The organism is Emticicia sp. CRIBPO (assembly GCF_009905725.1).
Lineage (GTDB): Bacteria > Bacteroidota > Bacteroidia > Cytophagales > Spirosomataceae > Leadbetterella.
In genome coordinates this window covers 421,714-435,955 of sequence record NZ_JAAAKV010000003.1, presented here as the reverse complement: position 1 = coordinate 435,955, position 14,242 = coordinate 421,714, and the positions used below count along the sequence as shown (strand labels likewise).

General features: G+C 45.1%; 9 protein-coding genes. 3 read left to right on the top strand and 6 right to left on the bottom strand.

The window, feature by feature from the left end:
* Positions 1–180 precede the first annotated feature (180 nt).
* On the top strand, positions 181–1,371 hold the full coding sequence (locus GVN16_RS08635; RefSeq protein WP_229244100.1) for a sorbosone dehydrogenase family protein: 1,191 nt from the start codon (positions 181–183) through the stop codon (positions 1,369–1,371).
* Between the two features lie 54 nt (positions 1,372–1,425).
* On the opposite strand, the gene GVN16_RS08630 is transcribed toward GVN16_RS08635, so the two are convergent.
* The 5 genes from GVN16_RS08630 to GVN16_RS08610 all read right to left on the bottom strand — a co-directional run bounded on the left by GVN16_RS08630 (position 1,426) and on the right by GVN16_RS08610 (position 9,807).
* Positions 1,426–2,724, bottom strand: a complete 1,299-nt coding sequence (locus tag GVN16_RS08630; protein ID WP_166563461.1) for a TolC family protein — start codon at positions 2,722–2,724, stop codon at positions 1,426–1,428.
* A 28-nt stretch (positions 2,725–2,752) separates the two neighbouring features.
* Positions 2,753–3,415 carry an ABC transporter ATP-binding protein gene (locus GVN16_RS08625; protein ID WP_166563460.1) on the bottom strand — a complete coding sequence of 221 codons (663 nt, stop codon included), beginning with the start codon at positions 3,413–3,415 and terminating at the stop codon, positions 2,753–2,755.
* A 2,023-nt stretch (positions 3,416–5,438) separates the two neighbouring features.
* Entirely contained in the window at positions 5,439–6,212 is a 774-nt protein-coding gene (locus GVN16_RS08620; protein WP_166563459.1) for a pentapeptide repeat-containing protein, read from the bottom strand.
* 21 nt (positions 6,213–6,233) lie between these two features.
* Positions 6,234–7,268 carry a DUF4097 family beta strand repeat-containing protein gene (locus GVN16_RS08615; RefSeq protein WP_166563458.1) on the bottom strand — a complete coding sequence of 345 codons (1,035 nt, stop codon included), beginning with the start codon at positions 7,266–7,268 and terminating at the stop codon, positions 6,234–6,236.
* A 163-nt stretch (positions 7,269–7,431) separates the two neighbouring features.
* Positions 7,432–9,807 carry an ABC transporter permease gene (locus GVN16_RS08610; RefSeq protein WP_166563457.1) on the bottom strand — a complete coding sequence of 792 codons (2,376 nt, stop codon included), beginning with the start codon at positions 9,805–9,807 and terminating at the stop codon, positions 7,432–7,434.
* Between the two features lie 371 nt (positions 9,808–10,178).
* On the opposite strand from GVN16_RS08610, the gene GVN16_RS08605 reads away from it, so the two are divergent.
* A complete protein-coding gene (locus GVN16_RS08605; protein ID WP_166563456.1) occupies positions 10,179–10,970 on the top strand; it encodes a PIG-L family deacetylase in 792 nt (263 codons plus the stop codon).
* 278 nt (positions 10,971–11,248) lie between these two features.
* Positions 11,249–11,722, top strand: coding sequence for a hypothetical protein (locus GVN16_RS08600; protein ID WP_166563455.1), 474 nt, complete (start codon positions 11,249–11,251; stop codon positions 11,720–11,722).
* 57 nt (positions 11,723–11,779) lie between these two features.
* On the opposite strand, the gene GVN16_RS08595 is transcribed toward GVN16_RS08600, so the two are convergent.
* Entirely contained in the window at positions 11,780–14,218 is a 2,439-nt protein-coding gene (locus GVN16_RS08595) for an ABC transporter permease (RefSeq protein ID WP_166563454.1), read from the bottom strand.
* Between the last annotated feature and the right edge of the window lie 24 nt (positions 14,219–14,242).

Genomic DNA, 14,242 nt, shown 5'->3' with positions numbered 1-14,242 from the left:
GTTGAATCAGAATACAGGATAATCATTTGTATTATAAGCGAATAGCCCTCTAAAAGCGAACAATGAAGACTTTCAGGGGGCTATTCTTTTGTCCCGTTTCAAAAACAGGAGACAAAATACGGGCTTGATAATTAGAAGATTATTGCGGAACTTACCGTAATAAATCTTAAATGATAGTTCATGAAAAAATTCAACCTGGCAATGAGCGTCCTGGCTCTTTCATTCCTGTCTGCCTTCGTTTACAAAAATAAATTTCATCAAACAGAGAGCAGCGTGGCCCCCGGTTATAAAGCAGTTAAGGCTTTTCCTCAGCTTAAATTTGACAATCCTGTCGATTTTACCCATGCCTTTGACGGATCAGACCGGCTTTTTGTCGTAGAACAGGAAGGAGTCATCAAGGTTTTCAGGAATAAACCGGATGTTTCAACGGCTGCCATTTTCCTGGATATTAAAAAGAAAGTACAGTATGGTGGTGAAATGGGACTTCTGGGCCTGGCGTTTCATCCTGATTATGAAAAAAACGGGTACTTCTTTGTAAACTATATCGGAGGCAGGGGCGATAACCGCAAAACGGTGGTTTCCCGCTTCAAAGTGTCTGCCGACAAAACAGTTGCTGATCCTGAAAGCGAAACAATCCTGTTTACTTTTGATGATCCTTACTCCAATCATAACGGCGGGCAGCTGGCTTTCGGGAACGACGGTTTGCTTTACATTTCTACCGGTGATGGCGGCAGCTGGGCCGACCCTCACAATAACTCACAGAACAAAAAGGCCTATCTCGGCAAAATGCTGAGAATAGACGTGAATGCCCGCGACAAAGGGAATTACGGCATTCCTGCAGATAATCCTTATGCAGGCAACAAGGAGGGTTTTGTAGAAGAAATCTATGCCTATGGCCTCAGAAATCCCTGGAGATTCAGTTTTGACCGGACCACCAACACCCTTTGGACCGGAGATGTGGGACAAAACAGTGTGGAAGAAATCGACATCATCGTCAAAGGTGGCAACTACGGCTGGAAAATCATGGAAGCCAATGAATGTTACCACGGCCGCGACAGTAAACCTGATTGCAATACGCCAGGTCTGTTACCTCCTGTCTGGTTCTACAAACAGGGCAGCGATGGCAGGTCAGTGACCGGAGGGTATGTTTACAGGGGAAAAAAATGGCCGGAACTGAAAGGGAAATACATTTTCGGGGATTACGTCAGCGGTAAAATATTTGTACTGGATTATCAGGACGGAAAAGCTACTCCAAGTGCGGTAACCATCAGCGGCACTCCCGCTATCTCGGCATTCGGCGAGGACCTCAATAATGAGTTTTATATCTGTAATCATTCGGATGGGGAGATTTATACACTGGCCAAAAACTGATAAAAAAAGCAGCCCGGTCTTTCCGGGCTGCTTTTATAATGGCTGTGATCTCTCTTACAATGACCAGTTTCCTGAATCAAAGAAATCAAGCAGTTTCTTTTGAAGGAGGTATTGATATTTGGCCTGAACGATCGTTGAATTGGCCCTGTCGTAATTGGTTTTGGCCAGTATGTATTCTATCGTATTGAGGGTTCCTGCATTGATCTGTAACTCTACCGCCTCAAGGTTTTCTTTGTTGATGGCTACCTGCTGCTGAGCCACTTCGTACCTGTCTTTTGCTGCCTGAAATGCCTGCACGGCCAGCTCCACATCCTGTCTCATCAAAAGCTTCGTGGTTTCCAGGCGGTTCTGTGCCAGTTTTTTGCCTACGGTGGCTGTATGGATCGCCGGTTTGGTTTGCAGTCTTCCGAAAATCGGGATATTGACGCCCAGTGAAAACGACCCGCTCCTGGTGGAGTTCAGTTGCTCAAAGAAAGTACCCTCGGGGTTAGACGAGGCATAAAAAGTACCGTAGTCTGCACCGAAGCCTAAGCGGGGAAGGTTTTGTGCCTTGATGGCCTTAACGCGGTAATCGAAACTGTTGATCTCAAAATTAGCAGCTTTTAACTGAGGCAGGCTATTCAGTGCATTCTCATAAACACCCTGTAAAGCCTTTCTGTCTTCAATATTGGAGTTGATAGCTTCAAAAACGACATTGTCATCAGGTTTGGCATTCAGTACCTGGAACAAGGCCAGTCTTAGTGCTTTGTATGCATTTTTGCTGTCGATGAAAGCCAGCTGATCATTACCCAGCTGCGACCTGATCTGAAGCAACTGCGGCTTACCGACTGTTCCGGCATCCACCTGTTTCGATATCCTTTCCATCTGGGCGGTCGAGGTGGCCACCTGTCTTTCTGCGATATCGAGCAGCTCTTTCCCTGCCAGCACTTCAAGATACGCTTTCACGATCCTGGCGGTCAGGTCGTTTTTAGCTATTTCAACATTCAGAATCTGCGATTCTTTCATGGATTCCGCCTGGTTGATCTGGTTTTTTATCCTGAAAAACTGGAATACCGGCATATTCAGACTTACCCCGGCATAGGTCGAATTATAGAGCTGATTGATATAGGTGTTGGTAAACCTGTCAATACTACGTCCGATGTTGGTTCCCTGGTTAATAGAGGCACTCATCTGCGGATAACGAAGGCTTTTGGCCTGCTCTACATCCGCCTGGGAAGACTCAAGGGTCAGTATCCTGTTCTGAATATCAGGATGGTTTTTTATTCCGGTTTCCACACATTCCTGCAAGCTGATGGTTTGGGCGTTACAGAATGAAACCGGCAGAAATGACAGGAAAAAAAATAGCTTTTTCATTTTTTGTTTTTATAGACTTAATACTTCATTAATCAATCCAGCCGTCCTTCAGATTGATGACCCTGTTGCCGTATTCGGCGTTTACTTCGGAGTGGGTTACCTGCACGATCGTGACGTTGTCATTCTCGTTCAGTTCCTTAAACACCTCCATGATTTTTTTGGCATGTTCTGAATGCAGGTTTCCGGTAGGCTCATCGGCAAAAATCACCCTTGGTTCTGTGATGATGGCACGGGCAATACCCACGAGTTGCTGCTGACCTCCTGATAACTGGTTTGGAAAAAGGTCTTTTTTACCTACAATATTGAACCTGTCAAGGATATCCGCCACCTTACTTTTTCTCTCTGAGGAAGAAAGGCCTTTATACAAGAGAGGTGTTTCGATGTTTTCATAAACGGTCAGTTCGTCGATGAGGTGATAGGCCTGGAACACAAAACCGATCTGGGTCCTGTGCAGCTCAGTACGTCTTTTTTCAGAGAGCTTCTGCACCGGATGGTCAAGAAACAGGTATTCGCCTTCAGAAGGCTCTTCCAGCAAGCCAAGGATGTGCAGTAAAGTTGATTTACCCGAGCCTGAAGGCCCCATGATAGAAACAAACTCGCCTTCGTTGATATCCAGGTTGATGTTTCTGAGTACGTATGTTTTGCCGAATCCCGCAGGATAATGTTTTGATACTGAATTTAACTGAATCATTTTTTAGTGTTTTTGAGAATGAAAAGACGTGGTGAAATAAAACATATTATTCTGTTTTTTCAAGTCCGCTGCCCTTTTGATGCTCTTTTATTTAATACCTGTCCCGAGAACTTCCGGAAGTAATTTCACACATCAGGTGTTTCTGTTTTCTGTGCTTCCGTTGTACAGTAAGAATCAAACCCTATGCCAATAATCATAATTTATTTACTATCAACACATTACCTGTTTAAATGAAATATTTTATGTCCGAAATCGGACAGGGTTTGTTCATCGGCGGACAGGCCTGCCCTGTTTCACAAACTCCTCCGTTTCAGTTTTGACAGGATTCCGGGATTGACAGGATATTCCGTCACAGTCCGGATCATAACCCGGCCGAAGCTATCTTATAGCCATTCAAATCCACCTTTGCGAACCCACGATTTAAATCGTGGGCGAGGTGAATCATACTTGCCATCAGGCAAATCATACTTGCCAACACACAAATCATACTCGCCAACACACAAATCATACTCGCCAACACACAAATCATACTTGCCAACACACAAATCATACTTGCCAACACACAAATCATACTCGCCAACACACAAATCATACTTGCCAACACACAAATCATACTTGCAACGAGACAAATCATACTTGCAATGAGGCAAATCATACTTGCAACGAGGCAAATCATACTTGCAACGACACGAATCATACTTGCAACGAGGCAAATCATACTTGCAACGAGGCAAATCATAGTTGCAACGAGACAAATCATACTTGCAACGAGACAAATCATACTTGCAATGAGGCAAATCATACTTGCAACGAGACAAATCATACTTGCAATGAGGCAAATCATAGTTGCTGCGAGACGCTGTCCCGCGTCTCTGACGCACCGGACGGCGTAACGCGGTCTCTGACCGCTCTCAAAAAACAAGACATGATTTTCCCAGCATGTGAACTTACATTTTCCCCATACCGGTCAGAGACCGGGCGACGCCGTCCGGCCCCTGGACAGCATTGCCAACAGAGAAATCTTACTTGCAATGAGGCAAATCATAGTTGCAGCGAGACGCTGTCCCGCGTCTCTGACGCACCGGACGGCGTAACGCGGTCTCTGACCGCTCTCAAAAAACAAGACATGATTTTCCCAGCATGTGAACTTACATTTTCGCCATACCGGTCAGAGACCGGGCGACGCCGTCCGGCGGGTCTGAAGACCCTGGACAGCATTGCCAACAGAGAAATCATAATTACCAACCCACGATTTAAATCGTGGGTAAAGGAAATCGCTTTTGCAGCCGCACAAATCAATCTTCGCGGAGTAGTGCGACCCTGCCAGGGTCGTGTACATGTGGGCCAATTGTTTGCTATAAACATGTGAACCCGTCGGGTTCATTACCGGTTATCAGACCGCTCTCAAAAAACAAGACACGATTTTCCCAGCATGTGAACTTACATTTTCGCCATACCGGTCAGAGACCGGGCGACGCCGTCCGGCGGTCTGAAGACCCTGGACAGCATTGCCAACAGACAAATCTTACTTGCAGCCGCACAAATCAATCTTCGCGGAGTAGTGCGACCCTGTCAGGGTAGTGTACATGTGGGGCCAATTGTTTGCTATAAACAAGTGAACCCCTTGGGTTCATTACCGGTTATCAGATCTTCGATGTTTTATGGCCATGCGTCAATAGACATGTGAATCCTTCGGTTGCATTGCCGGGATTTCATTTACCTTTATCATGAATAGATTATCAGATATTTACAGAGAAATACGACGGTCAAAGACAGGGTGACGCCGACCAGGCGTTTCCGTCCTTGCGTCCCAAACATTGGACAGTACAATGACCCGGAAAGCCCGCCCGACCCGGCGGCCACGTCGGGCGGGGGTCAAATGTTTATAGAAAATTATCAAAATCTACATTTTCCGACCCCAGTGGGGTCGCATGTTCGACGATGATGATGGGATCGCTGAAACAAAAAAAGAGGGCAAAGCCAATGGCTCTGCCCTCTTTGCAATATCATTTTTTCACAATTCTTAATCCATATAACGCTTGCCCTGGGTGTATTTGAAATCGGCAGCGTTTTTAAAACTTGCGTTTACGAAGATGGCTTCGTTGGTGATTTTGGTGTACTTGAAATCTGCGTAGTTGTTAAACTCTGCACTTTTAAAGCTTACCCTGTCACCAAATTTCGCATACTTAAAGTCTGCATAGCCTTCAAAACGGTTTTTGCTGTAAGAAGCGTCCTGATCGTATTTGGCATATTTGAAATTGGCCTCTTTTGCGAACTTGCATTCTCTGAAGTCTACTTTTTCTTCAAAGCTGGCGTATTTGAAATTAGCCACATCCCTGAAGTTCGATCCTTCGAAAGTCACCGTACCGTCAAAATCAGAATACTTGAACTGCATTTCTCCTTCAAAGTTGCAGTTTTTGAAAGCTACCGGTTTTTCGAAATCAGTCGTATACAAAGTATTGTTTCCACCCCAGCTCACTGAAAGGCCACCTGATTTTCTTGATTTTTCGCCTTCTTCGATGCTCTTATACGCTATTACATCGTCTTTAAAAGTACAGTTGACAAACGAAACAGGTACTTCGACAGTGCTTTTGAAACTTTTATTTCCACCGCCTCTGGTTACATCTTTTTTGTTCGAAAGTTCGGTCAGGTCCAGTTCTCCGACAATGACCGCATCATGGATCACCACCTGGTTTTTCTGGTCGATCAGCTGATAAATTTTTTTGGCTGTGATTTGTTCCTGGCCATACACCACCGAGAAACTCATCAGAACGATAGCAAGAGTTAGTTTTTTCATACGTTGAGTTATAGTTTTATATTATCTGCTTATGTTTACATGTCCTGAAGAAGCGGAGATCTTCACATTCTTGCCACCACCGTTGATAGTACCCTGAAGTGTGTTCCTGTCCTTGCGGCCTTCAAAATTAGAAAGGTTTTCAAAGTCAACCTTGTTGCCTCTGATGTCTACATTCAGACCGTCTTTGTTAGAAGGCAGTTTAAGGTTTACTGATCCGGCAGAAGTGTTTAAAGATAAGTTTTCATCCAGTTTCACAATTTCTGCGTTGATACCACCGCCGCTGGTTGAGGCCTTCATGTTGCCGCTTACGCCTTCAAGATTGATTGATCCGCCTGAAGTAGAAACCACTACGTTACCTTTGATACCGTCCACCTCTATACCTCCCCCGCTGGTGGTGGCATCGATCTTACCGGTCAGTTGTTTCAATTTAATACCGCCGCCTGAAGTGACCAGTTTGATGTCGCCGTCACAGCCTTCTGCACGGATACCGCCGCCGCTGGTCTGTACATCTACTTTGTTGTCACAGTTGATCAGCTTGATACCTCCGCCCGAAGTGCTTCCGGTGATGTTTCCGTCAAGGTCAGTCAGTTGCAAACCGCCACCGCTGGTACGGAACTTCAGATTTCCTTTCAGACCGGACAGGTTGATGCCGCCACCTGAGGTATTCAGGTCGGTAGAAGTATTTTTAGGAACAAAAACCTTGAATGTAATGCTCAGGCCTTCTTTCCAGTTCATTTTATTCTCTTTTGCCTTAGCCACACATACGATGGTTGAGCCTTCCTGTTTTACGGATAAAACGTATTTTTCAAGACGTTCGTTGATTTCTTCGTTAGAAATGGTTCTTCCGTTAGAGGAGTTGGAAGGTCTGATGTAAACTTCAACGCGGGACTCGCTGCCGGCTGTGCCGCTTACTGAGATTCCGCCACCTGAGGTAACTATATTAACATCTTTTACTGAAGATGAGGTGAAGGTTTTAACCAGGAATGGTTTTTCGTCTGCAGCAGATGCGTTTAAATACAATAAGGTAACGACAAACGTAAATAATAACTTTTTCATAATTTAAGATTTTTAAAGATTTAAAACAAAGATGTTAAAGCTTGTTAAAAAGTTGCATGACTATTTATATTTTTTATTATTTCTTCTGTAAACGTACCAGGTCCTGAAAATAAAGGACCCGGACAACAGGTCCGGGCACTTTGTGACTCTATATATTCTCTGGTTAATCGGTTCTAAGTGATTTTACAGGATTCATCATCGCGGCTTTAATGGCCTGAAAGCTGACCGTCAGGATGGAAATCAGGATAGCTCCGCCGGCCGACACGGCAAAGAACCACCAGGTTACCTCAATTCTGTAGGCATAGTCCTCCAGCCAGTAATTGCCGGCCAGCCAGGCCAACGGTGAAGCTATGATCAGGGCAATCAGTACCAGCTTGACAAAATCAACGGACAATAAGGTAGAAATGCTAAGGACCGAGGCCCCCAATACTTTCCTGATGCCAATTTCCTTCGTTCTTTTCTGGATGGTCATGGCTGTCAGGCCAAACAACCCGATGCAGGAAATGAATACGGTGATGATCGCGGCCCACGTGATGATCTGTCTCCATCTGAGCTCCTGTTCATAATTATTGACGTTGTCAGCATCCGCAAAAGAGTAATCATACGGACTCAGAGGCATAATTTTCTTTTGAATGGCGGCGAGTTTGCTCATGGTTTCAGGAAGATTTTCCGGCTTGATTTTAATCCATAATTCTCCGTATCCGTAATGAGGGTCAGCCGTAAAGACCAGGGGTTTGATCTTGTCTTTCAGGGAGCCGTAGTGGTAGTCCTTAACCACACCGACTACGGTTTGTTTTTTATTTTTCCACGTAAAATCTATTTGTTTGCCGACGGGATTTTTCCAGCCTGCGGCTTTAACCAGGGCCTCGTTAACCATCACCGACTCGGTTGAATCGGCAGGAAAATCAGGAGAGAAACTCCTTCCGGCCACCAGCCCAATCTGCAGTGTTTTAAGGTAATCAGCGTCAGTTTTGAAATAACCGAACTCTATTTCTTTTCCGTCGACCTGCCCTACTGTGGCGTTCCTGTTTCCGGAGTTTTTTGCTGCCACACTCACTACTGAAGGCACTTTGCTTAATTCATTTTTAAAGAGGTCTATGGTCGATTGTTTTATACCACCTCTCGCGAGGTGCATCACCACCATGTTTTTATCATCATAACCCAGGTCTTTGTGGGTCAGAAAATCAAACTGCCTGTAGATGATGACTGTAGCCACCATGAAAAATCCGGCCAGGGCAAACTGGAAAACCACCAGGCCTTTGGTCAGGAAATTACGCCCCGTAAATCTGAAACGGTCATACAGGGTCTGCACAGGGCTGAATCCGGAAAGAACCAGGGCGGGATAAAACCCGGCCAGACAGGTGGTAACCAGGAATATCAGCACATATCCGCCTATCAGCTGAGCATCCATCAGATAAGACAGGCTCAGTCTTTTATCCGCGAGGTCATTAAATAAAGGGAGCAGCAGCTGGGCAAACAGAAGGGCCAAAACAAAGGAGATCAGGCAAACAAGGGAGGATTCTCCCAAAAACTGGAATATGAGTTGTTTTCTTTCACCGCCAATCGCCTTTCTGAGGCCGATCTCTTTTCCTCTCCGCAACGAATGGGCCACGGTAAGGTTGATAAAATTAATACAGGCAATCAGCAGGATAAAGATGGCGATCGCTGATAATATATAAGAATAGATAGGCTTGCTGGCACTGGTAAGACCACCGTAAAGTTCAGATTCCGATTTGAGGTGAATATCGGTAAACGACTGCAGATCAAAATGATAAACTTCCTTACTGCCATATTCCTTTTTCATTCTTGACAACTCGGCGGCAGCTCTTTTATGAAATACCTGGTCAAGTTTAGGCTGCACTGCAGCTAAATCCGCCTTCGGACTCAGGACAACAAAAGTGTTCAGATAAAACCCGATCCACTCATCGCTGAAATTATCAAAAGGCATCAGGGCCTGAAACTGGATGGAAGAATTGAGGGGCGGGTTGGCAGCGACACCCGTAACAACCTTGTTTTCAAACACTTCTCCCCTTTTCATCTGAAGTATCTTGCCCATCGCATCTGCGGTGCCGAAATACTTAACGGCAGTTTCTTCCGTCAATACAATCCCTCCCGGCTCAGTAAGTGCCGTTTCTGGATTTCCGGCCAGAAGCGGGAAGCTGAAAACAGAAAAGAAGTTGGAATCCACATGCACAATATTCTGGTTATAGTTTTCACCGTCTTTTTTAATGACTGAAAAATCGTCCTGAACCCTGACAAAAGACTCAATTTCGGGAATATCTTCCTGAAACGCGGGTCCGACGGGGCTGTTGGTCGTCTCTCTTTTGGTTGTTTCCTTGTCATTGGTGATCGTAGCCGTTACACGGTAAATCCTGTCTTTTTTCTCATGAAACCGGTCAAAACTGAGTTCATCTTTGGTATAGAGAAAAAGCAGTAGGCAGCAGGTCAGACCCAGGGATAGTCCGGCGATGTTAATCACCGAAACAACGCGATTGCGGAGCAGGTTTCTGAAGGCAATTTTTAAGTAGCTTTGTAACATGACTTGTGATTATTTAATGTCCCGTAATAAAGAAAGAAAGGAAAGGGAACAGATGAATAATATATCATAAAATCCGGCTGTCCGGCCATTCCTTTCGTCTCGAATTAACCCTAAACAATATTTCCTTTCAATGCATAGTCCAATTCTGTGCCAGAAACAATAATACACTAATAATCAACCAACTAAACCATCTTTTACCAGATAATAATGTCCGCTTTCGAACAAATACCGTACAGAAGCGAACAGCGGTACCGTTTGTATTTTACACCTTGAACAGCTTAAAATCTGCACCCGGTCTGTTTTTACTTGATCTGATGTCAATACTTTCCTTTAATTTGTGGTACTTAATTCATTAAAAACATCAATACCCTATGAAGAAGCTCGCATTAACCTTACTCACGCTCCTGTCCCTGATCCCTGCTTTTGCTCAGAATAAGAAGGTTGTCCTGGCCATATTTGCTCATCCGGACGATGAAATAACGGTTTCACCCCTATTGGCTAAACTGGCCAGGGAAGGCTCGGAAGTTTACCTGGCCATCGCTACTGACGGACAAAATGGTGTAACACCCTTTGCCAAAATTCCTGCGGGGGATTCGCTGGCCAGAAAAAGAAAAGAAGAGGCCATTTGTGCTGCAGAAAAGCTGAAAATACATACACCCATTTTCTTCAACCTGGTAGACGGCTCACTTTACGACGCCAAAAATCATCCTTTACTGAAGCAGAAAATACAGGAGACCTTCAAATCACTGAAACCCGACGTGGTACTGACCTGGGGTGCAGAGGGAGGCTACGGCCATCCTGACCATCGTATGGTAAGCAACATGGTCACAGAGGTTTTCCAGGAAGGTTGCGAAAACTGTCCCGCTAAATTGTTCTACGCGGGATTTCCGGTAGAATCCAAAAAAGAGCTGCCGCTTAAAACCCCCGGGGCCATCTGGCTGATGAAGTCCTTCCATTTTGTGCAGGAGAAATACCTGACTTACCAGATCCCTTTTTCTGAAAACGATTTCAAGGCCGCAAGGGAATCATACGCCTGCCATCAATCACAGTACCTTCCCGACACCATCGACGAGATTTTCAAGATCGTAGGGCTGGCTAAAAACAAAACCTACCTGAGACCGTTTGTCAATACCCTGACCTTCTCGGACAACCTCTTCAAATAATTATGACTTCGCAGATACGCATGGCTATGCGTATCTGCGGGATAAAAGTCAGCACATTTACTATAATCATTTACGGCAGGCATTCTGATCGTCGGACGTTGCATGCAAGGTCTCTCCAAATCCTCCAACAATCATCCAATCCCGCCCGGGCAAAGCCCAGGTCGGGCAGGCATTCTATCACTAAATCACTCGTAAAAATCCCCAAATGACCGCTAAATAAAAATGATGATCTGACGGAACACTTTTTTCGTTAGTATCTGTAAATAAACCATAAAACTATGCGAAACATCTTCATTGCTTACATTCTTGTGTTCCTCGTTGCGTATTGTAAATCCGGTGGTCAGGGAGACAAACAGGTCAAAGACACGGTGTTTATCAATACGGATACCCTGCAAATTGATACAACGGCTAAGAAAGTCTACTTTTTCACCAAATATGAGATCAGTAAGACGCCCGTTCCGGAAAATGTGACCCTCAGCTGGCAAAAGCAAAAAGGGGATGAAAGCTACCTTCGCCTGACAGGCATGGGGCATGTTAACCAATATGACGCCACCTATATCATTGACGGTGATGGAAATATGGTTAAAAATGTGGAATTTATTTCCACCCAGCTTGCTTCAACAGATTCCACGGTTATTTCTGCTGAGGCTGAGTTCTTTAAGAATCTCAAAGAAGCCAGGAAAATCCTGATAGGCGACAAGGAAGTGAAGATTCACTGCGGAGAGAAAGAGGTGCTGACTTTTAAAAAATGAGGGATGGTAGGTTCGTGCCTCGAGGCACGAACCTACCATCGAGGCACGAACCCACCATTATTCGCTCTTCAATGATTTGACGGGATTCATCAATGCGGCTTTGACGGACTGGAAACTCACGGTGATGAGAGCAATCGCCACTGATATCAATCCTGCAAGGACAAACATCCACCAGGAAATGGAGATCTTGTTTTCAAAATCCTGGAGCCATTTACCCATCAGATAATAGGCCACCGGGCCGGCAATCAGGATGGCCGCCAACACAAGTTTCACAAAATCTGCAGACAGCAAAGCCGAAAGGTTCAGGACCGAAGCTCCCAGTACTTTCCTGATGCCTATTTCCTTCGTTCTCTGGCGGGCGGTAAAAGTGGCCAGGCCAAACAGTCCAAGGCAGGCAATAAAGATCGTGAGACCTGCAAAAATCTGGTAAAGGAGCGTCATCTGCTGCTCCTGCTGGTAAAAATTCTCGATGTTCTCATCAAAAAAGCTACCGGTGAAAACCACTTCAGGAAAGGAGGCATCGTATTGTTTACGGATATCTTCGACAGATTGCGTCAGGTTTGATGACCCCAGTTTAATAGCCAGTTGCCAGTAATAATCCTTCTTCTGCATGATGATGATGGGCTTTGCCGCTTCTCTGGCCGAATTCGCTTTAAAATCTTTCACAACACCAACAATGGGTTTCCATTGTCCGCCTCCAAGTTTTATGTTCTTTCCAATGGCTTTTTGAGGATCTTTCAGACCAAAACTGTGAAGCAAGGTCTCGTTCACGACATACCCTCGGGTGGTATCTGATGGTTTGTCGGCTTCTCCGGCCAGAAATTCCAGGCCATAAGTTTTGAAATAATCAGGGTCGGCCATTTTTAAAGAAACACTGAAATCCGCATCCTCAGCCCTGTTATCAAAGGCAAAATTACTCGACCAGTTATTGTCGGACGAAGGTTGGTCGGAAGAAAAACTGACTGAACGGATCGCCGGGTTCTTCATCAGCTCATGCTTAAATGATTCAAAACGGCCTGAATATTCAGAATCCAGCGGAACGATATAAACGCCTTCTTTTATAAAGCCAAGATCAAGTTTCTGAATAAAATTCATTTGAGAGACCGTGACGATGGTTCCGATGATCAGAACCTGGGAGATGGCAAACTGGGTTACTATGAGGGCTTTCCTGAGTGAAATCCCCCCGATCGTTTTACCTGATATTTTATTTTTAAGAGCCTCAATGGGCTGAAAACCTGAAACAACCATCGAAGGGTAAAAACCCGCCATAAAACTTACAAAGACCAGGAGTACGGAAATGAACAACCATATCTGGGGATTCAGTAAAATAGGCAGATCGGCGGGCACCTGGGATATCCTGCTCAATAAAGGCAAACTCAGCAGGGCGATAAGAACGCCTAAAACCACGGCTGAAAATACTATAAGAACCGTTTCGGTCATAAACTGGCCCACCAGCTGCCAGCGAAGGCTGCCCAGTGCTTTCCTGACGCCTACTTCCTTCGAACGGCTGACGGATTGTGCCGTGGCCAGGTTGATGAAATTTATACAGGCCATCAAAATAATCAGTGCAGCTATAAGCGACAGGGTCACCAATACACTTTTGTTCACCCTGTGCTCTGAATAATTTTCAAATCTTTCGTCATGGTGCTGATCTGCCAGGGGGCTCAGAAAGTTAAAAACCTTGGTGCCCCTGGCTTCGCCGTCCTGATGTTTATCCGCAAATTGCTGTAAATACCCGTTAAACTGCTTCTCCGAGGCATTTTCAGGGAGTAAGACAAATATCTGATCGTTTGAACTCACCGTTCCCCAGCTGTCAAACCGCCCGAATCCGAACATCAGGAGGTCGGGATTCTTGCGTTTGGTTTCATAAGACACCACGATATCAAGGGGAAAATCAGTATTCAAAGGTATATCATCAAGCACACCCGCTACCTTGACCACTGCTTTATTATTGATCTTAAGGTATTGTCCTACGGCATCTTCCCACTTACCAAAATAGTTCTCAGCCTTCTTTCTGCTTAATACAATGATGTTGGGTTCGGCCAATACTTTGGCATTGCCCTGTAGCCACTTAAAGTCAAACAGATCAAAAAACTCAGGCCCAACCACCATACCGGTGTTGGTTTCCAGGAATTTCTTTTCGTTGGATAGATTGTTAGCGTCCTTACCTAATACGGTGATCTGGGGGTCGATGGTACCAAAAACAGGCACGATCTTCTCAAACTGAGGCACATCCACTTCCAGTGCCGCAATAGCCGGAAGAGGATTACCCGGCGAAAAATTAGAGTTACCGTCTTTACCTTTAACATTCCTGACGACACGGTATATCCGGTCTTTTTTCGCATGGAAATTATCGAAACTTCTTTCATAAGAAATGACGACATACAACAGGATGCACGCAGCTACCCCTATTGAAAGCCCCAGGATGTTCAGGAAAGTATAACTCCTGTTTCTGCTCAGGCTACGCAGTCCGATTTTTAAGTAGTTCTTGATCATTTTCTTGGCTGTTTGGCCCTCAGC

What these genes read in the sequence shown, in the direction of transcription:
- GVN16_RS08635 (WP_229244100.1), top strand. Translation starts at nt 181, where the DNA reads ATGAAAAAATTCAACCTGGCAATGAGCGTCCTGGCTCTTTCATTCCTG.
- GVN16_RS08630 (WP_166563461.1), bottom strand. Translation starts at nt 2,724, where the DNA reads ATGAAAAAGCTATTTTTTTTCCTGTCATTTCTGCCGGTTTCATTCTGT.
- GVN16_RS08625 (WP_166563460.1), bottom strand. Translation starts at nt 3,415, where the DNA reads ATGATTCAGTTAAATTCAGTATCAAAACATTATCCTGCGGGATTCGGC.
- GVN16_RS08620 (WP_166563459.1), bottom strand. Translation starts at nt 6,212, where the DNA reads ATGAAAAAACTAACTCTTGCTATCGTTCTGATGAGTTTCTCGGTGGTG.
- GVN16_RS08615 (WP_166563458.1), bottom strand. Translation starts at nt 7,268, where the DNA reads ATGAAAAAGTTATTATTTACGTTTGTCGTTACCTTATTGTATTTAAAC.
- GVN16_RS08610 (WP_166563457.1), bottom strand. Translation starts at nt 9,807, where the DNA reads ATGTTACAAAGCTACTTAAAAATTGCCTTCAGAAACCTGCTCCGCAAT.
- GVN16_RS08605 (WP_166563456.1), top strand. Translation starts at nt 10,179, where the DNA reads ATGAAGAAGCTCGCATTAACCTTACTCACGCTCCTGTCCCTGATCCCT.
- GVN16_RS08600 (WP_166563455.1), top strand. Translation starts at nt 11,249, where the DNA reads ATGCGAAACATCTTCATTGCTTACATTCTTGTGTTCCTCGTTGCGTAT.
- GVN16_RS08595 (WP_166563454.1), bottom strand. Translation starts at nt 14,218, where the DNA reads ATGATCAAGAACTACTTAAAAATCGGACTGCGTAGCCTGAGCAGAAAC.